This window comes from Pseudomonas hunanensis (assembly GCF_013393325.1).
Taxonomy (GTDB): Bacteria; Pseudomonadota; Gammaproteobacteria; order Pseudomonadales; family Pseudomonadaceae; genus Aquipseudomonas; species Aquipseudomonas putida_P.
This window is the reverse complement of record NZ_QJRC01000092.1, coordinates 47,553-69,079: the sequence shown is the minus strand read 5'-3', so window position 1 is coordinate 69,079 and position 21,527 is coordinate 47,553. Positions and strand designations below refer to the sequence as shown.

Annotated in this window: 17 protein-coding genes; 1 reads left to right on the top strand and 16 read right to left on the bottom strand. The window is 64.7% G+C overall.

Annotated elements, in window-relative coordinates:
* Positions 1-76: 76 nt before the first annotated feature.
* The 16 genes from DM807_RS15150 to DM807_RS15075 form a co-directional block, all read right to left on the bottom strand.
* A complete protein-coding gene (locus DM807_RS15150; RefSeq protein WP_179027511.1) occupies positions 77-973 on the bottom strand; it encodes a helix-turn-helix transcriptional regulator in 897 nt (298 codons plus the stop codon).
* Positions 970-2,382 carry an aminotransferase gene (locus DM807_RS15145; protein WP_012271839.1) on the bottom strand — a complete coding sequence of 471 codons (1,413 nt, stop codon included), beginning with the start codon at positions 2,380-2,382 and terminating at the stop codon, positions 970-972. Before DM807_RS15145 ends, DM807_RS15150 begins: the two co-directional genes overlap by 4 nt.
* A gap of 34 nt (positions 2,383-2,416) precedes the next feature.
* On the bottom strand, positions 2,417-3,520 hold the full coding sequence (locus tag DM807_RS15140; RefSeq protein ID WP_060493368.1) for a polyamine ABC transporter substrate-binding protein: 1,104 nt from the start codon (positions 3,518-3,520) through the stop codon (positions 2,417-2,419).
* Positions 3,521-3,693: 173 nt separating this feature from the next.
* Complete coding sequence (locus DM807_RS15135; RefSeq protein WP_012271837.1) at positions 3,694-4,395, bottom strand: NAD(P)H-dependent oxidoreductase; 702 nt, start codon at positions 4,393-4,395, stop codon at positions 3,694-3,696.
* 43 nt (positions 4,396-4,438) lie between these two features.
* Positions 4,439-5,851 (bottom strand): aldehyde dehydrogenase family protein, encoded by a 1,413-nt coding sequence (locus DM807_RS15130; protein ID WP_179027510.1) that lies wholly within the window; start codon positions 5,849-5,851, stop codon positions 4,439-4,441.
* Positions 5,844-7,034 carry a pyridoxal phosphate-dependent aminotransferase gene (locus DM807_RS15125; RefSeq protein WP_179027509.1) on the bottom strand — a complete coding sequence of 397 codons (1,191 nt, stop codon included), beginning with the start codon at positions 7,032-7,034 and terminating at the stop codon, positions 5,844-5,846. The genes DM807_RS15130 and DM807_RS15125 overlap by 8 nt, the downstream gene beginning before the upstream one ends.
* A 24-nt stretch (positions 7,035-7,058) precedes the next feature.
* Complete coding sequence (gene alr, locus DM807_RS15120; protein ID WP_012271834.1) at positions 7,059-8,288, bottom strand: alanine racemase; 1,230 nt, start codon at positions 8,286-8,288, stop codon at positions 7,059-7,061.
* Between the two features lie 34 nt (positions 8,289-8,322).
* Complete coding sequence (locus tag DM807_RS15115; RefSeq protein ID WP_179027508.1) at positions 8,323-9,930, bottom strand: 5-guanidino-2-oxopentanoate decarboxylase; 1,608 nt, start codon at positions 9,928-9,930, stop codon at positions 8,323-8,325.
* Positions 9,923-12,040 (bottom strand): acetate--CoA ligase family protein, encoded by a 2,118-nt coding sequence (locus tag DM807_RS15110; RefSeq protein WP_179027507.1) that lies wholly within the window; start codon positions 12,038-12,040, stop codon positions 9,923-9,925. The genes DM807_RS15115 and DM807_RS15110 overlap by 8 nt, the downstream gene beginning before the upstream one ends.
* 16 nt (positions 12,041-12,056) lie before the next feature.
* On the bottom strand, positions 12,057-13,217 hold the full coding sequence (locus DM807_RS15105; RefSeq protein WP_012271831.1) for an acyl-CoA dehydrogenase family protein: 1,161 nt from the start codon (positions 13,215-13,217) through the stop codon (positions 12,057-12,059).
* Positions 13,218-13,249: 32 nt separating this feature from the next.
* On the bottom strand, positions 13,250-14,044 hold the full coding sequence (locus DM807_RS15100) for an enoyl-CoA hydratase/isomerase family protein (protein WP_179027506.1): 795 nt from the start codon (positions 14,042-14,044) through the stop codon (positions 13,250-13,252).
* Between the two features lie 433 nt (positions 14,045-14,477).
* The gene (locus tag DM807_RS15095; protein WP_012271829.1) at positions 14,478-15,884 is read right to left on the bottom strand and encodes an amino acid permease; all 1,407 of its coding nucleotides are present in this window, start codon (positions 15,882-15,884) and stop codon (positions 14,478-14,480) included.
* 196 nt (positions 15,885-16,080) lie between these two features.
* Positions 16,081-18,333 (bottom strand): hybrid sensor histidine kinase/response regulator, encoded by a 2,253-nt coding sequence (locus DM807_RS15090; protein WP_012271828.1) that lies wholly within the window; start codon positions 18,331-18,333, stop codon positions 16,081-16,083.
* On the bottom strand, positions 18,330-19,106 hold the full coding sequence (locus DM807_RS15085) for a substrate-binding periplasmic protein (RefSeq protein ID WP_012271827.1): 777 nt from the start codon (positions 19,104-19,106) through the stop codon (positions 18,330-18,332). The genes DM807_RS15090 and DM807_RS15085 overlap by 4 nt, the downstream gene beginning before the upstream one ends.
* Positions 19,103-19,819: a response regulator gene (locus DM807_RS15080; protein WP_012271826.1), complete on the bottom strand. Its 717-nt coding sequence runs from the start codon at positions 19,817-19,819 to the stop codon at positions 19,103-19,105. Before DM807_RS15080 ends, DM807_RS15085 begins: the two co-directional genes overlap by 4 nt.
* A gap of 73 nt (positions 19,820-19,892) precedes the next feature.
* A complete protein-coding gene (locus DM807_RS15075) occupies positions 19,893-20,537 on the bottom strand; it encodes a TetR family transcriptional regulator C-terminal domain-containing protein (RefSeq protein ID WP_012271825.1) in 645 nt (214 codons plus the stop codon).
* A 99-nt stretch (positions 20,538-20,636) separates the two neighbouring features.
* Between DM807_RS15075 and DM807_RS15070 the strand changes: the two genes are divergently transcribed.
* Positions 20,637-21,383 (top strand): enoyl-CoA hydratase-related protein, encoded by a 747-nt coding sequence (locus tag DM807_RS15070; RefSeq protein ID WP_012271824.1) that lies wholly within the window; start codon positions 20,637-20,639, stop codon positions 21,381-21,383.
* Positions 21,384-21,527: the final 144 nt, after the last annotated feature.

Here is a 21,527-nt window from a genome sequence, read left to right as displayed (position 1 = left end):
AGTACGAAATGACTAACGGATCAACGAAAACATTAACAAATGGCGATTTCTGGTGAAAAACGCTAACAGGGTGGCATCAAGCGACTACCACCGCAGTCCCCTGTCGCAACCAGTCGATAAACCGTGCAAACAGCTCCGACTGCGAGTTGATCTCCAGCTTCAGGTACAGGTTCTTGCGGTGCATGCGCACGGTCTCCGGGGAGATACCCAGTTCCAGCGCAGTGGACTTCACCGAATGCCCACGCAAGATCATGTGTGCCACCTCTCGCTCACGGTCGGTCAGCACTTGGCAGCCAAAACTGTCGAACGCCGCCTGCAGGCTGCCGCGCTCGGCTGAGGCAGGCTCGGGGTCCAGGTTGTGCCTGGCATAGCGCCCCAGCAGTTCGCGGACCATCGGTTCCAGCGCACGCAACAGGTCGATTTGCCCGGCACTCAGGCGCGTGCCGCTGCAGCCCTGGAACAGGCTCAGCGACAGCTTGCGGCCTGCGCTGAGGTCGACGATGTAGTAGCTGTCTTCACTGCAACCGGTGCCCAGGTAATAGGCCTTGTAGTAGTCGCTGTCGAAGAAGTTGTCGGGGGCGATTTCCTGCAAATGGTAAAAGCCTTCGGCCAGCCCGCTTTGCACGGCCAGGCAGAACGGGTCGAGCAGGTAGCCTGCGCTGAAATAGCGCTCCAGCACTGCGGCGCGGTGCAGCTCGGGAATACCTTGCTGATAGAGCAACTGCGGTGCGCACCCCTGGCACTCGAGGCTGATCATCATCGACTCCACCTGCACCAGCTGGCCGATGGCAGCGGCCACATATTCCAGTGCATCGGGGGTTTCGCTTTGCGCCAGCGCGCGCTGCAGCGCCGCGTGCCATTGCTGCAGCGCGCCCATCGTGAGGGTAAGCGGGGTGTCGGGAGAGGCCTGTGTCATGCCCGGCAGTCTAGCTTGCCAGGCACGCCCCCGCACAGCCCTTTGCGCCAGGTTCATCGGCCCTGGTACAGGCCAAGCGCAGTCAATTCACGTGCTGTTTCGATGATGCACTGGCGCAGGGTCTCGACGATTTCGTCCACCTGCGCATGGGTGATGATCAACGGTGGCGACATCACGTTCAGGTGCATGATCGGGCGTACCAGCAACCCTTTGGCCTGGGCCTTGCTGTGGATGCGCTCACCGATGTTCACCTCGTCCGGGAACAGCGCCTTGCTGGCTTTGTCGGCAACGAACTCGACACAGGCCATCAGCTTCATGCAGCGCACATCTCCCACCAGCGGCAGCTCGCGCAAGCTTTGCAGGCGCTGCTCCAGGTAACTGCCAACGTCCTTGACGTGATCGAGCAGTTGCTCGCGCTCGATGATCTCGATGTTCTTCAGCGCCGCCGTGCAGCACACCGGGTGACCACTGTAGGTGAAACCATGAGTGAAGCAGCGCCCCTTGCCCGGCTCGGCGATCACCTCCCAGATACGCTCGGAGAAGATGCACGCGCCCAGCGGCAAGTAGGCCGAGGTCAGGCCCTTGGCGGTGGTGATGATGTCGGGGGTGACGCCAAACAGTTCTTCACTGGCGAAGAAGGTGCCCAGGCGTCCGAACGAGGTCACCACTTCATCGGCGACGAACAAGATGTCGTAGGTCTGGCACAGTTGCCACATGCGCAGGAAGTAGCCCTCGGGCGGAATGATCACCCCGCCCGAACCCATGATCGGCTCGGCGAAGAACGCCGCCACGTTGTCGGCACCCAGCGACAGGATCTTGTCTTCGAACTCGGCCACCAGGTAGTCGAGGAACTCGGCCTCGTCCATGTCGTCCGGCGCGCGGTACGGGTTGGGGTTGGACACGTGGTGGATCAGGTCGTGGTGATAATCGAACTCCGGTACCCGGTCGGCGGCCTTGTTGCCAATCGACATGGTCAGGGTGGTGGAGCCGTGGTAGGCGTTGTAGCGAGCGATGATGTGTTTCTTGTGCGGCTTGCCACGGCAGTTCTGGTAGTACTGGATCAGCCGGTAGGCGGTGTCGACAGCGGTCGACCCACCGGTGGTGAGGAACACATGGTTAAGGTCGCCCGGCGCCAGTTGCGCAAGCTTCTGGCACAGTTCGATGGCCACGTCGTTGGCCATGTCGGAGAACGGGTTGGAGTACGCCAGCTGGCGCACCTGGTCGGCGATGGCCAGGGCCATTTCCTCGCGGCCCAGGCCGATATTGGTGCACCACATGCCGCCGACGGCATCGAGGAAGCGGTTGCCGTGGGCGTCACGAATGTACGCGCCCTCGCCGGCGACGATGTTCAACGCACCTTGCGCGCGGTGCTCATCGAACACATGGTAGCCGTGCATGTAGTGGGCCTTGTCGGCTTCGACCAGCGGGTCGTGGGCAATGACGAATGCTTTGCTTGGGGTGGCCATGGGCAGCTCCTTGGCGGGAATCGTTGGGCAGTGTTCAGAAACCGGTCTTGACCGTGCTCCAGACCCGGGTGATGGCACGCATGTCCTTCGGGCTCTGGGTTTTCTGCGCGAACAGGCGTTCACGGGTTGACGCGTCCGGGTAGATGGCCGGGTCCTGGCGGATGTCATCACGCACCAGCGCGGTCGCGGCGGCGTTGCTGTTGGCGTAGTGGATATAGTCGGTGACCTTGGCCATGGTCTGCGGCTGCAGCAAGAACTCGATGAAGCGGTGGGCGTTGGCCGCGTGCGGTGCATCCTTGGGGATGTACAGGTTGTCGAACCAGATCAGCGAACCTTCCTGGGGGATGAAGAACGACAGTTTGATGTCCTTCTTCGCTTCCACCGCGCGAGCCTGGGCGGTGGCGTAGTCACCGGACCAGGTCAGCGCCAGGCAGACATCGCCATTGGGCAGGCTGGTGAGATAATTCACCGAGTCGAACTTGCGAATGTACGGGCGGATGCCCAGCAGCAGCTGTTCGGCCGCCTTGAGGTCAGCCGGCGACGCGCTGCGCGGGTCCTTGCCCAGGTACTGCAGGGCCAGCGGGATCACTTCGGTGGGTGCGTCCATCAGGGTGACGCCGCAGTCGGCAAAGCGCGAGACGATCTTGGGGTCGAACAGCATGGCCAGCGAGCCGATCGGTGCGTCGGGCATGCGCGCCTTGATCTTGTCGACGTTGTAGGTGACCCCCGAGCTGCCCCAGGTGTAGGGCGCCGAGTACTTAAGGCCCGGGTCGTAGCCCTGCAGGTTGTCGACCACCTGTTGGTCGAGGTTGTGCCAGCTGGGCAGTTGCTGCTTGTCCAGCGCCTGGAATACCCCGGCACTGATCAGCGGGGGAACGAGGGAGGCGTTGAGCATGACCAGGTCATAACCGGAGCGGCCAGTGAGCAGTTTGGTCTGTACCGTTTCGTAGCCGTCGAAGGTGTCGTAGATGACCTTGATGCCGGTGGCCTTCTCGAAGTCGGCCAGGGTGGTTTCGCCGATGTAGTCGGTCCAGTTGTACAACCGTAACGTATTGGCGCTGTCCACCTCTGCCGCCTGGGCCAGGCTGGCGCCAGACGCCAGCAGCAGACCACCAATCACCTTCAGTACCTTGCGCATGGCAACTCCATCGTGTGAATGCTCCGGAATCGAGCCGATGGGTTCACTATCGTGGGATTTGCCGAGGGGGGACATACCCCGAATGTGTGGGTGGTCGCTTTTAGTGCCTAGCTGCGTGCGCGCTTTTTTGTAGGAGCGGCATCGTGCCGCTCATACGAGAAACCGCGCACGGCTCAAGGGAGTGGGTATAACGCCTCATCGAACTGTGCCAGGCGCGGGAACACCAATGGCTGGTCGTCCGACAGTTGCTCCAGGCGCTGCCGGTACTGCTGTAGAAAATCCTGCCGCGCCTCATCGCTGATATACGGCACATGCCAGGCCACGAACGGCGGCAGCACCTCGAACCCGACATAGGCCAGCGTGCCCCGCAGAATCGGCCGCAGCATGTCCTCCAGCGGGCCATGAATCGCCCCCTCGCCAAACATGTGCTCGCGCCCACCCAGGGTCACGGTCACCAGCGCCTTCTTGCCGGCCAACCCACCTTGGTCGTAGAAGCGCTTGCCGCCATAGCACACCCCCGACACCAGCACCCGGTCGATCCAGCCCTTGAGCATGGCCGGTGCCGAGAACCAGAAAATCGGGAAGTTCAGCACCAGCAAGTCGGCCCACAACAGCTTGTCCAGTTCCTGCTGGATATCTGCGGCAATGCCGCCGCGCTTCACGCCCTGGCGCTGCTCCAGCGCATACACCAGGTATTCAGGGTTCTCACGCTGGGTAAAGTCATCGGCACTGGCCACCGGGTTCCAGCCCATGGCGTACAGGTCGCTGACCTGCACCTGATGGCCCTGGGCGCGAAAGGTTTCCACGGCCTGGTCACGCAGGGCTGCGGTGAACGATTGCGGCTCGGGGTGAGCATGGACGATCAGTACATTCACAAACACTCTCCTCATACAAAACTGGTTGTCTTGCCGCAGGGGCTCAGCACTGCACCGCTTTGACCTCGACGAACTCCGCCAGGCCCTCCTCGCCCCACTCGCGGCCGTTGCCCGACTGCTTGTAGCCACCGAACGGCGCCTGGTAGTTGAACCCGCCTCCGTTGATGAAGCACTGCCCGGCACGTATCTGCCGCGCCAGGGCAAGGCCCCGCTCGCGGTTGCCGGCCCACACCGCGCTGGACAGGCCGAACGGCGAATCATTTGCCAGCGCAAGCGCCTGGGCCTCGTTGGCATAAGGGATCAGGCACAGTACCGGGCCAAAGATTTCTTCCTGGGCAATGCGCATGCGGTTGTCGACGTCGGCGAACAACGTCGGCGCCACGTAGAACCCGCGCTCGAAGCCGCCGTAATCACCGCCGCACACCAAGCGCGCGCCCTCCTCCTGGCCTGCGCGAATGTGGTCGAGCACGGTACGCCGCTGGCCTGCCGAACACATCGGCCCGAGGAAACTGGCCGGGTCACGCGGGTCGCCCATGACCAGTGCACGGGTTTCGGCCTCGGCAATGTCCAGTGCCTCGGCATAGCGGCTGGCCGGCAACAGCATGCGGGTCAGCGCCGTGCAGGTCTGCCCCGAGTTGATCATCACGTCCTGCACGCCATGGCGCACCGCAGCATGCAAGTCGGCGTCGGCGGTGATCAGCAGCGGCGACTTGCCGCCCAGCTCCAGGCACACACGCTTCACCGTCGGCGCGGCCGCTTGCGCCACCCGCACCCCGGCGCCGGTGGAGCCGGTGAACGACACCATGTCCACCTGTGGGTGTCGGGCCAGCGCCTCGCCGACCTTGGCCCCGGGGCCACTGACCAGGTTGAACACCCCGGCCGGCAAGCCGATGGCATCGACCATTTCAGCCAGCAAAAACGCGTGCAACGGCGTTTCCTGGCTGGGCTTGACCACCACTGTGCAACCTGCAGCCAAGGCTGGCGCCAGCTTGCCGATCATCTGGTGCAGCGGGTAGTTCCAAGGGTTGATGAATGCGCATACGCCAACGGCTTCGCGGTACACCAGCGAGTTGCCGACTTCACGCACTTCATCCATCAGCCCGGCCAGCTCGGCGTACTGCGCCAGCCCGGCAATCGGGCCTTCGACCTGCACCGCCTGGCACCACTGCACCGGCATGCCCAGCTCATCGGTGATGACCGCTGCCATTTCCGCCGCACGGTTTTTCAGCTGCGTGGTCAATGCCCGGATATACCCTGCGCGCACATTGGACGGCGTGCGCGACCAGCTATCGAAGGCCCGTCGCGCCGCCATCACCGCCCGCTCGACATCGGCCTCGTCGCCCAGCGGTACACGGCCGATGGCCTGCTCACTGGCTGGGTCGATCACCTCGGCCACACCCTGCCCGCTCGGCACCTGCCAGGCGCCGTCGATATAAAGCCGCGCATACTCACGCATCGGCCTGCTCCTGCATCAGTTCGCCAGCACAGCGGGCAATGCGCTGGCAGGCGTCGGCCAACGCCTCGCTGCCGAGCACCAGGCCCAGGCGAATGTGCCCGGCGGCGCTGGGGCCAAAGGCCTCACCCGCCAGCACCGACACGCCCTGGCTGTCCAGCAGGCGGTCGGCGAAGGCCTGGGCGCTGAGGCCGGTATCGCGGATATCGACCATCACGAACATGCCGCCGTCGGGCTTGAGCGCCTTGATACCAGGGCGGCCTGCCAACTGCTCGCACACCAGGTCGCGGCGCTGGCGGTAGGCCTCACGCATGGCATCCAGCTCGGGCAGTTGCTGTTCCAGCGCCACCACGGCGGCATCCTGGATAAAGTCCGGCGAGCCGTACAGCATGCACAGGGCGAGGTTTTCCAGGTGCGTGGCCAGCTCGGCCGAACCGACTACCCAGCCCATGCGCCAGCCGGTCATGGCATGCGACTTCGACAGGCTGTTCAGGGTCGCGGTGCGCTCGGCCATGCCCGGCAGGCTGGCGGGGCTGACATGCTCGCCTTCATACAGCAGCTCGCTGTACACCTCGTCAGAAATCAGCCAAAGGTCATGGGCGATGCACAGCTCGGCCAATGCCTCCCAGGTGGCACGCGGCAAGCTCGCCCCCGACGGGTTGTGCGGGCTGTTCAGGGCCAGCGCGCGGGTGCGCGGGGTAATACGCTCGGCAACGTCACGCGGGCACACGCGAAAGCCGTTCTCCGGCTTGACCGGCACCGGCACCACCTTGGCACCACAAGCCCCGAACACCGCTTCGTAGGTGACATACATCGGTTCGGCGACGATCACCTCGTCGCCTGCTTCGAGCACGCATTGGGCCACGCAGTACAGCGCGCACTGGGCCCCCGCCAGCACCGTCACCTGATCGGCGCTTACAGCCTGGCCGCTGCGTTGCCGGTGGCGGTTGGCGATGGCCTGGCACAGGGCCAGCTTGCCGCGCACATCGGCGTAATGGGTGTGGCCGGCCCGCAGGCTGTCGATGGCCGCCTCGACGATCGGCGCGGGGGTGTCGAAGTCCGGGTCACCCACCGACAGCAGCAGGATATCCTTGCCCTCGGCCTGCAGCGCCAGGGCGCGGTAGTGGATGTCCCAGGCCGCGGCCCCGTCGCCGGCGATGCGTTGAGTGAGCTTGGCGTAGCGCATGGCAATCTCCCTTCAATAGCGGTTTCAGTCGACGAGAATCTTCGGGTTGGAACTGCCCCACACGGTGTACAGATCGGCCAGCAGCGCGCCGTTGATTTCTTCCATCTCGGCCTGGGTGATTTCGCCCCCGGCCTGTTTGCCGAACAGCACCACTTCGTTGCCACCCTTCACGTCCGGGAAGTCGGTGACATCCACCATCAGCGTGTTCATCGACACCTTGCCCACCACCGGCACACGGTGGCCGTTGATCAGCACATGGCCCTTGTTGGTGAACACCCGGCGGTAGCCATCGGAGTACCCGACCGTGATGTTGGCCAGGCGCGAGTCACGGGTCAGGGTAAACGTGCGGTCATAGCCGACGGTGTTGCCGGCCGGGTAGCTGTGCACCGCCGCCACGTGCGACTTGAACTGCATGGCGCGTTTGTACTCGGTACGCTCCGGCACGGTATCGCCGAACAGCGCGCCACCGGTGCGCACCATGTCCAGGCGCGCCTCCGGCACTTCCAGGGTGGCGAACGAGTTGGCCGCATGCAGGGTGAGCTTGCTGCGGTCGAGCTTGGCGTGCTTGATCAGCCAATCGGTCTGCTCATTGAATGCCGCCAGGCCCTTGCGCACATCGTCCTTGTCTTCGACGGCGAAGTGGGTCATCAACGCAACCAGCTCGAGGTGTTTCTGGTCGGTGATCTGCAGCGCTTCGCCACGGCCGGACCAGCTGCCCATTTCCACCCCATTGCGGCTCATACCGCTGGAGTTGAGTGCCATATGGATACGCAAGGTCTTGCCATGGCGCGCGGCGATGGCGTCAACCTGGCGGGCGAACTCGGCGCTACCGACCAGTTCTTCCATGTCGTACTGCAAGGCATCTTCCAGCTCGCTGAGGCTGGCCAGGCGCACCCGCACCAGTTGCCCGGTGAAACCGCTGGCGCGGACCACGCGGGCTTCCTCGTTGCTGGCTACCGCCACGCAGGGCACGCCCTGGGCGATGATCGACGGCATCACCAGGCCGATGCCGTGGCCATAGGCATCAGCCTTGAGCACGGCGCACAGTTTGGACTTGCCGGCCAGCTCGGCCTGCAAGGTGCGGATGTTGTGCTGCAGGGCACTGGCGCTGACTTCGACCCAGGCGTTGCTGTTCTGCACGGTCAGGGCGTTGGTGCCGTTGTCCATCGACAACGGCGGTGCGGCATACAGGGGGGCCTGGCCAGTGATCAGCAGGGCCAGGGATGCGGCCAGAAGGGTGCGGCGAAATGGCATGGTGTTCACTCTGGTTCTTGTCGTTGTGCGCGCCTTAGCAGACGCAGGTGTGTTTGAGTTCGATGAAGGTCACGCCTGGGGTGGCGAAGCCACTGGCCAGGTCGGCCTGCAGCGCGTCCAGGTCGCGTGGCTGGTGCACTGTGCAACCGAAGGCGCGGGCCAGGCCGATGAAGTCCGGGTTGCGTGGCAGCACGCCGACCGGCTCGATATCCAGGCCGAGCATATCGTCGCGGATCTGGCCAAGGGCGTCATTGTTCCACAGCAACACCACCAACGGCCGCTGAAGTTCTTCGACCGCCGGGGCCAGCTCCTGGGCGGTGTAGAGGAAGCCGCCGTCGCCCACCAGCACCAGGCCGGGGCGGTGGTCGGTGGCGAACATGCCGCCGATGCCGGCTGGCAGGCCATAACCGAGGGTGCCGTAGCCGGTGGGGTGCAGCCAGCTGCGTGGCGCCCGGCTGGCGAAGGCGTAATTGCCGGTGTAGGCCAGCTGGGTCATGTCACTGCTGATGAAGGCATTGTCGGGTAGTACGGCGGCAATGCGGTCCAGAATGGCCTGGTGGGTCGCCTGCAACGGTGCATGCCCATTGCGGATGGCCTGGCGCAGGTTGGCTACCGCCTCGCTGGCCTGGGCAGGGTCGCGCTGGAGTGCTGGCAGGTGCTCCAGCAAGCCGGCCAGGGTTTGCCGGGCGTCTCCCAGCAGGGCAATGGCACAGGGATAGAAATCGTTGAACTTGCGCGGGTCGATGTCCACCCGCAGCAATTCGCCCGTGATCGGCAAGCGTTCGCGCCAGAAGTCGGTGTCGGCCATCTCGGTGCCTACCGCCAGCACCACATCGGCCTGGCTGATCAACTGCCAGCCAGGTTCCACGCACAGGCTGGCCCCCGCATTCAGGGGAGCCTGCGGTGGCAGCAGGCCCTTGCCGGCCACGCTGGTGAACACCGGTGCCGCCAGCCGGGCGCTCAACTGCGCCAACTGCTCGGCCGCGTGCAACGCACCGCCACCGGCGATGATCATGGGCCGCTTGGCCGTGGCCAGTTTCAGGGCAGCCTGGTCGAGGGTTTCGCGGCACGGCTGGCCACGCGCAGGGCGGCGCACCACCTCATCGCTCCAGTCACGGCTGACGCGCGCCGCCAGCACGTCCAGCGGCACCGAGATATGCACCGGGCGTGGCCGTTCGCTGTCGAACACAGCCCAGGCGCGGGCGATCAATTCGGGCAGGTCGTCGCCGCGCAAGGCCACAGCCGAAAACGCGGTGATCGGCGCAGTCATGGCACGCTGGTCCTGGGTTTCATGCAGGCAACCCCAGCCCTTGCCCAGGCTGGCGGTGTGGTTGACGCTCGAAATCACCAGCATTGGTACCGAGTCGGCATAGGCTTGACCGATGGCGGTGGCGGCGTTGGTCACACCCGGGCCGGTGATGACGAAGCACACCCCCGGCTTGCCGCTCACCCGCGCATAGCCGTCAGCCATGAAACCGGCGCCCTGCTCGTGACGGGTCAGCACGTGGCGGATGCCACTGCCCGGCAAGCCTCGGTACAGCTCCAGGGTGTGCACCCCAGGGATGCCGAACACGGTCTGTACGCCGTAGTTGGCCAGCAGGCGCACCAGTGCCTGGCCGGCGGTCAGGGTCAGCTCATTCATGTCGTTCTCCTTGCGCCTGGCCGAGGCGGATCAGCGCATCGACCGCGGTGGTGCCGTGGGCACCGACCATCAATGGGTTCACATCCAGCTCAAGCAGTTGCCCGGCGTTCTCACAGGCGTAGTCAGCCACTGCACGAATGGCCGCGACCAAGGCGTCGAGGTCGGCGGCCGGGCGGCCACGGAAGCCTTGCAGCAGGGTGGCACTGCGCAGGTTCAGCAGTACGGTGCGGATGGCGCTGTCGGTGGTAGGCAGCAACAGGCTGGCACTGTCCTTGAGCAGTTCGACCAGCACGCCGCCGGCGCCGATTATCAGGGCAAGGGCAAAGTCGGGTTCACGCTTGATGCCGACAATCAACTCGGCCAAGGGCGCCTCGGCCATGGGTTCGAGCAACACTTGATCAAACGCGACCTGCGGGGCGTAGGCAGCGATGCGCTGGCGCATCTGCACCAGTGCGGCGTCCAGGGCAGCGGCATCGCGCAGGTTCAGCGCCACCGCACCGGCCTCGGTCTTGTGCGGCAGCTGTGCGCTGACCGCCTTGAGTACCAGCGGGTACCCCACGCCGGCAGCGTCTGCCACGGCACGCTCGGGTGTACTCAGCACACCCGCTGGCACGGGCAAACCGAAGGCGCGCAGGGCTTGCTTGGATTGCCATTCGTCCAGCAGCCGGCTTTCGCCCGCAAGGGCCTGCGGGCACAACGGCATGCGTGCGGCCTCGCCCTGCTCCAGCAAACGCTGGCGGTTGCGTTGGTAGGCGACGATGCGGCCCCAGGCCGCCAGGCCATCTTCCACGCCCTGCAGGGCCGCAATGCCCCGTGCATGCAGGCGCTCGCGCGCGCTGGCAAGCAGAAGTTCGGGGAATGCCGAGGTGACGAAACCGATTTTGCCGTGGCGTTCGAGGGCATCGCTGTACAGCCCCAGCAGCAGGTCGCACTCCTTGCGTTCACCGGTGAACGCCGCCGGGTAGTCCAGCACCAGCATGGCCGCACCCGCTGCGCCGCTCAGGGTGCTGTCGAGCATGCGTTGCAAGGCCGCTTCATCGCCCCAGATGGCAGTGGTGAAATCCAATGGGTTGACCAGGTTGGCATATGCCGGTAGCACCTCGGCCAGCGCCGTCACCTGCCCTTGTTCAAGTTTCGGCAGGTGCAGTTGGTTGCGTTCGGCATAATCGGCGATCAGGCCAGCATCGCCACCTGAACAGGCCAGCGCGATGAGTTCGCCGTCTGCGGGCAAGCGCCCGCAAGCGGCTGCCTTGAGCGTTTCGACAAAGCTCACCGGGCCGCTGACGCGGATTACACCCAAGCGTTGGAACAGGCTGTCGTACAGGGCGTCGGAGCCGGACAACGAGCTGGTGTGGCTCAGCGCCAGTTCAGCGCCGATCTGCGACACGCCTGTCTTCAGGGCAATGATCGGTATGCCCTGCTGCAACGCCTTGTAGGCGGCGCGGGCAAAACCCGGCACGTTCTTCAAGCCTTCCAGGTGCAGCCCGATGGCCGTTACCCGTGGGTCATCGAGCAGCACGTCCATCAGCTCGGCCACGCCCAGTTGTGCCTGGTTGCCGACCGAGGCCATGTAGGCTACCGGCAGTGAGCGGTCGCTCATGGACAGGTTGTAGGCAAAGTTGCCACTTTGCGTGAGGATCGCCACGCCTTTCTCCACCTGCTGGCCGCCATGCGCGACCGGCCACAGGGCGGCGCCATGCAGGTAGTCGAGCAGGCCGTAGCAGTTGGGGCCGAGCAAGGCCATGTTGCCGGCGGCGTCGAGCAGGCGCTGCTGCAGCTGGCGCCCCTCCTCACCGCTTTCGGCAAAGCCCGAGGCATAGCAGATGGCGCCACCGGCGCCGCGTGCGGCCAGCTCGGCAACGCACTGCAAGGTCAGTTCGCGGTTGGTGGCGATGAACACAGCGTCCGGGGCATAAGGCAAGTCGGCCACCCGTGCCACGCAGGGGATGCCTTCGAGGCTTTCATGCTGTGGGTTGACCAGAAACAGCTCGCCGCCAAAGCCACCTTCGGCGCAGCGCTTGAGCGCCCGAGCCATGCTGCGCCCGCCGACGAAGGCCAGGTGCCGGGGCGCCAACAGGCGCTTGAGGTTGTCACGAATCGATTGCGACATGGGGTTCTCCAGGCGCTCAGCGCAGCAGCGGGCGCAGCAGTTCGCGGGCGATGATGTGCCGCTGGATTTCCGAGGTGCCCTCCCAGATGCGTTCGATACGCGCATTGCGCCAGATGCGCTCGACCGGCCCTTCGTCCATAAGGCCCATACCGCCAAATATCTGCACGGCTTCGTCGGCCACCTTGCCCAGCACTTCGCTGGCAAACAGCTTGGCCATGCCGGCCTCGCCATCGGTCATGCTGCCCTGGTCCATCTTCCAGGCAGTGTGCAGGGTGAGCATCTCGGCGGCGCGAATCTGCGTGGCCATGTCGGCCAACTTGAACGACACACCCTGGTAGCTGCCAATGGCCTGGCCGAATTGCTTACGGTCGGCGGCCCATTGCAGCGACAGGTCGAGTGCGCGCTGGGCCTGGCCCACGCAGTTGGCGGCGACCATCACCCGGCCTGCGGTAAGCCAGGCGTTGGCCACTTCCCAGCCCTTGCCAACCTCGCCCAGTACCTTGCTGGCCGGCACCCGGCAGTCGTCGAAGAACAGTTCGTAGGTGTGGTAGCCACGGTTGCTGACGCATTTGGGGCCACGGCGGATGGTCATGCCCGGCGTACCACGGTCCACCAGCAACGCCGTGACCGCATTGCGCTTGCGCCCGTTGTGCTCGTAGGTGTCGGTGACCGCGAAGACAATGGCGAAATCGGCGTGGCCGGCGTGGCTGATGAAGTGCTTGCTGCCGTTGATGACAAAGTCATCGCCCTGGCGCACGGCGCGGGTCTTGATGGCGTTGGCATCGGAGCCGGCGCCCGGTTCGGTGAGGGCGAAACAGTCTGTTTTCTCGCCCTGCACGCAGGGCAGCAGGTAGTCGTTGATCTGCTCATCCTTGCAGGCCATGAGAATTTTCGACGGCCGTGCGACAAATACATGCAGGGCCCAGGACACCTTGGACAGCTCACGCTCGATCAACGCCTGAGACAAGTAGTCCAGGCCGCCGCCACCGACTTCCTCGGGCATGTTGAAGGCATAGAACCCAGCGGCGATGGCCTTGCCGCGGATCTGTGCGGCCAGCTCGGGTGACACGGCATCGGCGCGGTCCACCGCTTCCTCATGGGGCAGCAGCTCTTTGGCGACAAAGCTGCGTACCGCTTCCACCAACATTTCTTGTTCTTGGGTCAGTTGGAAATTCATCTGCGAAGGTCCTGGTCAGGGTCGGTATCGGGTTACTGGCCGATGAAACGGGGGGCGCGGCGTTCAACCGAGGCTTGCAGCGCCTCGACGCCATCCTGGCTGCGGCCGCACAACAGGCCGGCGTGGCGCTCGGCTTCCAGCTGCTCGGCCAGGGTGCGCCGGGCGCTGTCACGCATCAGTTGCTTGGTCTGCGCAAAGGCGAAGGTCGGGCCGCAGGCCAGGCGCCCGGCCAACTCGGCGGCCACGGCGGGCAGTTGCTCGTCGGCACAGACTTCACTGACCAGCCCAGCCGCCAGGGCGCGCTCGGCGCCCCACAGTTCATCGAGGAACAACAAACGCTTGGCCTGCTCGCTGCCGATCAGCCGTGGCAGGTGCCAGCTGGCGCCGGCATCGGGGCTGTAGCCCATGCTGGTGTAGCCGGCCTTGAAACGCGCCGAGGCGGCGGCGATGCGCAGGTCGCAGCACAGGCTGAGGTCCATGCCACCGCCCACGGCGGTGCCGTTGATGGCGGCGATGGTGGGTTTGGCGAGGCTGTGCAGGCGCAACATCAGAGCATGGGCGGTTTCGGTCCAGCCGTAGCTTTCCAGGGTGCCTGCGGCTTCGGCGGCAGCCCATTCGGCCAGGTCGGCGCCGGCGCAGAAACTGCGCCCGCTGCCGGTGAGTACCACCACGCGTACCGCCGGGTCGCCGTTATGGCTGTCGAGCAAGGCATGCAGTTGCTTGAGGGTTGGGATATCCAGCGCGTTGCGCTGCTCGGGGCGGTTGAGGGTGATCCAGGCAACGCCGGCTTCGACGTTGCTCAACAGTGACGACGACGGGGTGGTCATGGGGGCCTCGGTGTTGTTGTGATGGTTTGGGGAGGACTTGATGAGGGAGATACTAAACGAGTGTTCAACAAGGCGGGATGGGCTGTTACAACTTCGCACAACTCGGTTTTCGGTGTTACACAGCTGGTTTTTGCCTTTGCATTTTCAGGGTCTGTGAGATCGAGCGCCGCCCGCGCGGCGCATCGCGAGCTGCGCTCGCTCCTACGTTTGTTTCGGGCCAATATCGCCTGTGACAGACGCGCGCGACCGCCTTGTTTATACGACGCGATATCGCGCCATGCGCCAAGGCGTTCGCACGCAAATTCCACAGGCATAATTGGCCCGAAACAAACGTAGGAGCGAGCGCAGCTCGCGATGCGCCGCGCGGGCGGCGCTCGATCTCACAGGCGACCAACATGCAGCGACGTACACTTACCAACCACGAGCTACGGACTCAGACGCCAGGGACGCTAGGCTCGAATGCCCCTTGCCGGCGACGATTGACGAAGTAGTACGCCGCATAGCACAGGGCAATGAAGCCAAAGCCCCAGTAAAGCGACGGCCGCTGGGTTTCATCCAATGCCAGGAACACGAACAGCGAGCTGCACAGGGTGATGCACAGCAGCGGCACCAACGGATACAGCGGCGCCCTGTACTTCAGGTCCTGCAACTGCCCACCGTCACGCAGGTAGGCTTTGCGGAAGCGATACTGCGCCAGGGCGATGACGATCCAGGTCACGGTACCGGACATGCCGCTCACCGCCATCAGCACCATGAACAGCGTGTCGGCGGCAATGAAGCTGGTCATCAGCGAGATCAGCGCAAAGCACAGGGTGATGCTCAGCGCCCGCAGCGGCACGCCGCGCTTGCTCAGTGGCGACAGGCTTTTCGGCGCCATGCCGCTCTTGGACATGGCCCAGAGAATGCGCGTAGAGGCATACAGCCCGGAGTTGCCCACCGAAAGAATGGCGGTGAGGATGACGAAGTTCATCACGTCGGCAGCAAACGGGATGCCGACCATGTCGAACACCTGCACGAACGGGCTTTCCATCAGGCCAGCCTGCTCGTACGGCACGATGGCCGACAGCACCGCAATCGCCAGCACGTAGAAGATCAGCACGCGGAACACCACGTTGCGCACCGCCCGCGGGATGCTCTTTTCCGGGTGCTCGGTCTCGCCGGCCGCCACGCCCATGATTTCACAGCCCTGGAAGGCATAGACCACCGTCATCATCACCGCGAACACCGCCGACAGGCCGTGGGGGAACAGCGACTCGCCCACCAGGTTGTCCAGCATCGGCGCCGGCGCCCCGCTGGTCAACGGGATGGCACCGAAGATCACCAGCAGGCCGATGATGATGAAACCAAGGATGGTCGCCACTTTGATGCCCGAGAACCAGTACTCGGCTTCACCAAACGCGCGAGTGGCCAGGGCATTGAGGCCGAACAGCACCACCACGAACAGTGCCGACCAGTACCAGATCGGCACGTCCGGGAACCAGCGGGTCATCAGCATGCCGGCGGCGGTGAACTCCAGGCCCACCGTAGTGGCCCAACTCATCCAGTACACCCAGCCGATCATGAAGCCGGTGGCCGGGCCGATGAACTTGGTGGCATGGGCCTGGAACGAGCCGGACACCGGCATCTGCACCGACAGTTCGCCCAGGCAGACCATCACCAGGTACATCAGCAAACCCGCGACCAGGTAGGCCAGGATCGCACCCACCGGCCCGCCCTGGTTGATGGTCACGCCCGAGCCCATGAACAGGCCGGTGCCAATCACTCCGCCAAGCGACAGCATGAAGATGTGCCGGCTTTTCAGGGCCCGGGTGAGCTGGATTTTTTCAACGGTATCAGTCATGGCGCACCTCGCCATTGCGGCAGGCACGTGGGGCGGTGCGAAGGAGGGGCTGAGCGCTACGGCATGTCATTATTCTTGTCTCCAATAAGCCTCATGGACCGCGTGCAACACGGTTGCCATGGATTATTGGAAACGGATGTAAGGTGCCGTTGTACGAACGGATCGAAGATGTAAAAAGTCGTAAGTTTTTTGTACGTCAGCTCTGGATCAGCTGTTCCAGCGTGGCGCGGGCCTGACTTAGCTGGGTGGCCAGCGGCCCGTCGAGGGTTTGCATCGCCTCGATGTCCTGCTGCCGGGCCGCCTCTTCCAGGCGATGCAACAGCGCTGCCAGCCCGGCGAACCCCAAGGAATCGCAGCTACCGGCCAGGCGATGGGCCAGGTGCAGCACTTCGGTGAAGTCCTGGGCCGGCAGCGCCTCGGCCAGCGCCGTGGCATGCTGCTCCAGTGATTGGCGCAGCACCTTCAACAGGCCTTGCAGCTTCTGTTTGCCCAGCAGCGAGCGGTGGGTGTCCAGCAGTGACCAGTCCATGTCTGCGTCAGCGCTGGTCACTTCGCCGCAGGCTACTTCGGCCAGCGCCTCGCGCAGGTTGTCCAGCCGCAAGGGCTTGGCCAGTACCCCTTGCATGCCAGCATCCAGGTAGCCCGATACCTGCCCCGGCTGCACGCCAGCCGTCAGTGCCAGGATCCGACTGTGGCGGTTCGGGCCAGGCGAGGCACGCAGCTGTCGGCACAACTCCACCCCGCTCATGCCCGGCAAGTGCACGTCAAGCAAGACCAGATCGAAGCGCCGCTGCGCACACGCCTGCAGGGCTTGCCCGGCGTCTTCGGCAAAGCTCACCCGGTGGCCATCGCGCAGCAGCAGGCCACCCGCCACCTCGCGGTTCAGCGCAACGTCCTCGACCACCAGGATATCCAGGCTGAGCAAGGACAAAGGGGCAGGTGAGCCCGCAGGCACGGGCTGCCCGCGCGCCATGTCGAGCTCGAACCAGAAGCAACTGCCCTGCCCTTGCACACTGTCCAGGCCGATGCTGCCGCCCAGTTTTTCCACCAGGTGCTTGCAGATCGCCAGGCCCAGGCCAGTGCCGCCATAGCGACGCGCCACTGTTTCGCTGGCCTGGACGAAGCGGTCGAAGATCTTCGCCTGTACGGCGGGCTCGATGCCGATGCCATTGTCACTGACCGACAACCGCAGGCGCTGCGAGCGTTCGTTGCTGGCCAGCACCTGCACCGTAAGCTGTACCTGGCCGTGCTCGGTGAACTTGATGGCATTGGCCAGCAGGTTGCTCAGCACCTGGCGCAGGTATTGCTCGGCGCCGTGCTGGTGCGCGGCCAACTGCTCATCGACATGCAGTTGCAGGGTGTCGGCGTTTTCCATGGCCATGGGTTCGAGCAACGCCAGCACTTCCTGGCACAACTGGCGCAAGGAAAAACCTACCAGCTCGGCGCGGCTTTCGCCTTCTTCGAGCCGGGCGAAATACAGCACCTCGTTGAGAATCGCCAGCAGGCCCTCGCCGGCTTTGTACAAGGCCTCGACACGCTGGCGGTCGGCCGCCTCCAGGCGCCCGCCGCGCAGCAGTTCGGCCATGCCCAGAATGCCGTTGAGCGGCGTGCGCAGTTCATGGCTCATGGTCGCCAGGAAGCGTGACTTGGCCAGGTTGGCAGCCTCGGCCTCGTCCTTGGCGCGGGCCAGGCTGGCCGTACGCCGCTCGACCATGGCCTGCAATTCGTCGCGCTTGCCCTGCAGCTCCAGGCGGTCGCGCTCACGGCGCTCGATATCGCTGAGGATGGCGCGGCGCATATCGTCCAGGGCATTGGCCACCGTGTCGATCTCATCGGGGCGCGCTGAACGTCGGCGCCCCAGGCGCAACGGCTCCTGCCACTGGCCGGCGCCAATACGACGGGCAAATTCGGCCATCACTTGCAGGTGGCGGGTGACCAGGCGGTAGAACAGCCCCGACAGTGCCACTGCCAGGCCGCACAGAAACACGCCCATCCACAGCAGGCTGGCAAGGCCTGTGGCGTACAACCGGCGGTGCACAGCCCCCAGGTCGATGCTGACTTCCAGCTCGCCCAGGTGCCTGGGCGGCCCCGAGGGTGGCTGATAATCAAGGGGGAAGCGCTCGATGCGCAGCGGCCCTGTGGCTTCGGCCTCACCGCGCAACAACTGGAAATCATCACTGACCAGGCGCACCCGCGCCACATCGGAAAAGTCCACCAGGCCGCGCAGTTGCACATCCAGCTGCGCCTCGTCCAGGTCCCACAGGCTACGCTCCAGGCTGGCCAGGTAGCCGGCGCGGATCAACGCCATGCGTGCGTCTATGTCACGCATTTCGCGGCGGTACTCGATGTACAGCTGCACGCCACTGGCCAGCACGGTGAAGCACAGGCTGAACAGCAGGATGAACAGCAGCAGGCGACGCAGCAGGCCGTCGGTGCGCAGGCGTATCATCGGGCATCCGCCGGCAGCTTGATCATGTCGCGGTAGGTGACTTCGCTTTGCTCCAGCCAGCGCTCGATCTCGCCAGCCCGGTTCATGCGCTGCAGCTGCTCGTCGATTTCATCCATGTGCTGGCTCAGGGGGGATTGCCGCGACACGGCTACACGCAGATAGTCCACGCTCAGTGCAGTGGGCAGCACGCGGATGTCCTGCGCGCCGGGCAAGTGTTCGATGAACAGTTGGCCAGTACGCCGCTCCTGGATCACGTAGTCGATGCGGCCGCGGATCAGCTTGCCAAAGTTCTGCTGGCTGGACGACACCCGCTCGATGTTCTGGTGGCGGGCGACGAAGCGGTCGAACTCAGCGCCGTAGCTTTCACCGTATAACAGGCCGCCACGGTAGCCGGCCAGGTCCTCCAGTTGCTGGAACTGCACCGGCCGCTTGCGGTTGTAGAACACAGCCACTTCCTCGCGCAACACCGGCACCGTGGAAAAACGCATGCGCTGGTCGCGCTGGTCGCTGTTGTAGGCCAGCACCACGTCCACCCGCCCGGCGGCGGCGTCCAGCAGGCAGCGCTTCCAGTTGCCCAGTACCACGGTTTGCACCGGGTAGCCCAGGCGTGCGAACAGCTCACGCACCACGGTTGGGGCAAGCCCACGCACTTGGTGGCCATCGCTCCAGGAAATGGGTGGGTACACCGGGTAGTCGCAATACCGCACCGGCTCGCTGGCATTGGCCTGCGCAACACACAGCGCAAGTGCCGACAGCCAGGCGCAGTGGCTCATGCCGCCACACTGGCGGTGAACAGGTAGCCGGTGCCGTGGATGGTGATGATCAGCTGTGGCTCGGCCGGATCGTCATGCAGCTTGCGGCGCAGGCGCCCGACCAGCACATCGATGGAGCGGTCGTTGGGCACCCACTCGCGGTTGCGAATCTGGTCCATCAGCTGGTCGCGGCTAAGGGTGTGGCCGCTGTTGCGCAGAAACACGCTGAGCAGTTGAAACTCGCCGTGGGTCAGCAGGGTTTGCCCGCCACGGGCGTCGATCAGGCGACGGCGATCGGTGTCCAGCGCCCAGTCGGCGAACTGCTTCAGCGATTGCGCGCAGGCCGGGGCCGGGTGTACCTCGCGGGCATGGCGCACGCGGCGGATCAGGTTTTTGGCACGGGACACCAGCTCGCGGGGGTTGAGCGGTTTGATGACATAATCGTCGGCGCCGCATTCCAGGCCGACGATGCGGTCGATGTCGTCATTGCGCCCGGTGATGAGGATGATGCCGACCTCCGAGCGCACCCGTAGCTCGCGGGTCAGGGTGAGGCCGTCCTTGCCAGGCAGGCGGATGTCCAGCAGCACCAGGTCGACATCCTGGCTGCCGAGCAGGGCTTCGGCCTTTTCCGCCGTGTCGGCGCAGTGCACGTCGTAGCCTTCCTGGGACAGATAGGCCTGCAGCAAGTCACGAATAAGCGGATCGTCATCGACGATCAATACCCGAGGCGTCATTGCGTGTCGTCTCTTTTTATTGGTGTTGTTCTACACACTCGCGACAGCAGCGTACTCGTTACTGAACGGGCGATCAACAGCCCTCGGGCAGGCTGAAGCGCCGCCGACCACCGGCCTGCAAGCCATCGACCCAGGCCTCGCAGATGACCACGCCCTGCTCGGGGGTGAAGGTGCCGGGGTTGAGCCCCGACTCCAGCCACAGGCCATCGAGCAAGGCGCTCAGGCTGATGGCCGCCAGGTCGGCATCGAAACCCTGCCAGCCCTCTTCCTCGGCCAGTTTGGCCAGCAGCCGGCTGAGCTCGTTGCGGTACTCGCCGTAAGAGTGGTCGTGTACCTGGTTGATGGCGTCGGCGGTCTTCACCGCGCCCCAGAAAGCCAGCCAGGCATCGAGCAATTGCGGGTCGAGCAGCTCGGCGCAGAACGAGGCGCGGAAGAACGCCGACAGCCGCTCGCGGGCATTGGGCGCAGCCTGGGCCATGGCCTCGCGCAGCAGGCCCATCACCCGGCCGGTAACGGCCATGTAGGCCTCGGCCACCAGTTCGTCCTTGCCGGCGTAATGATGGCTGATCAACCCCACCGAAACCCCGGCTTCAGCCGAGATCTTGCGGATCGACGCCCCCTGAAAGCCATGGCGCTTGAGGCACACCAAGGTCGCCTCGACCAGGTTGGCTTTGCGCAGTTCCGGCAGCATGCGGTGGTAGCGGGCTTCCTGAGTCATCGGTGGGTCTCGGGTTAGGGGCTGGACTGAACGACTGTACAACAAGCCGGACAGCGTGATAAACCCTTGCACCTGCCCACAACAATAAAAGCGGCTGCCATGAACGACCTGATCACACGCGACCTGGACCAAGGGCTGCTGACCCTGGCCTTCAACCGCCCCGACAAGCTCAATGCCCTGAACACCGCCATGTACCAACAGCTGGGCGACCTGCTGCTGGCGGCGGGTGAAAACCCTGATGTCGACGCCATCATCATCACCGGTGGGCCGCACTGCTTCAGCGCTGGCAACGACCTGCGCGACTTCCTCGACAACCCGCCCAGCGACCTGGACAGCCCGGTGTTCCGCCTAATGCGGGTAGTCATGGGGCTGGACAAGCCGCTGATCGCAGCGGTCAGTGGCGCGGCGATCGGCATCGGGGCCACCCTGTTGCTGCATTGCGACCAGGTGCTGGTCAGCCGCTCGACCAAACTGCGCATGCCCTTCGCGCCATTGGGTGTGTGCCCGGAGTTCGGCTCCAGCCTGTTGCTGCCGCGTTTGCTTGGCCAGGCCCGTGCGGCGCGCTTGCTGCTGGCCAACGCGTTGCTCGATGGCGAACAGATGGTGGCCTGGGGGCTGGCCAATGAACTGCATGAAGACGGCGCGCAGTGCCTGGCGGCTGCCCGCACCCTGGCGCGGCAGCTGCAAGGCTATCCGCAGGCGGCATTGCGCATCAGCAAGCGGTTGCTCAAGGACAGCCAGCGAGCGGAGCTTGAAGACACAGTGGCGCGGGAAAGCCGGTTGTTCATCGAGTGCTTGCGCAGCGAAGATGCACGAGCTGTGCTGCGCGCACTCATCAAGGATTGAACAGGCTGGCGTGGCCCCTTGTAGGAGCGGCCTTGTGTCGCGATCGGGGTGCGAAGCCCCCCCAGGATCTTCGAATCGCCCCAACATTGTTGGGGCCGCTTTGCGGCCCTATCGCGACACAAGGCCGCTCCTACAAGGGACCGC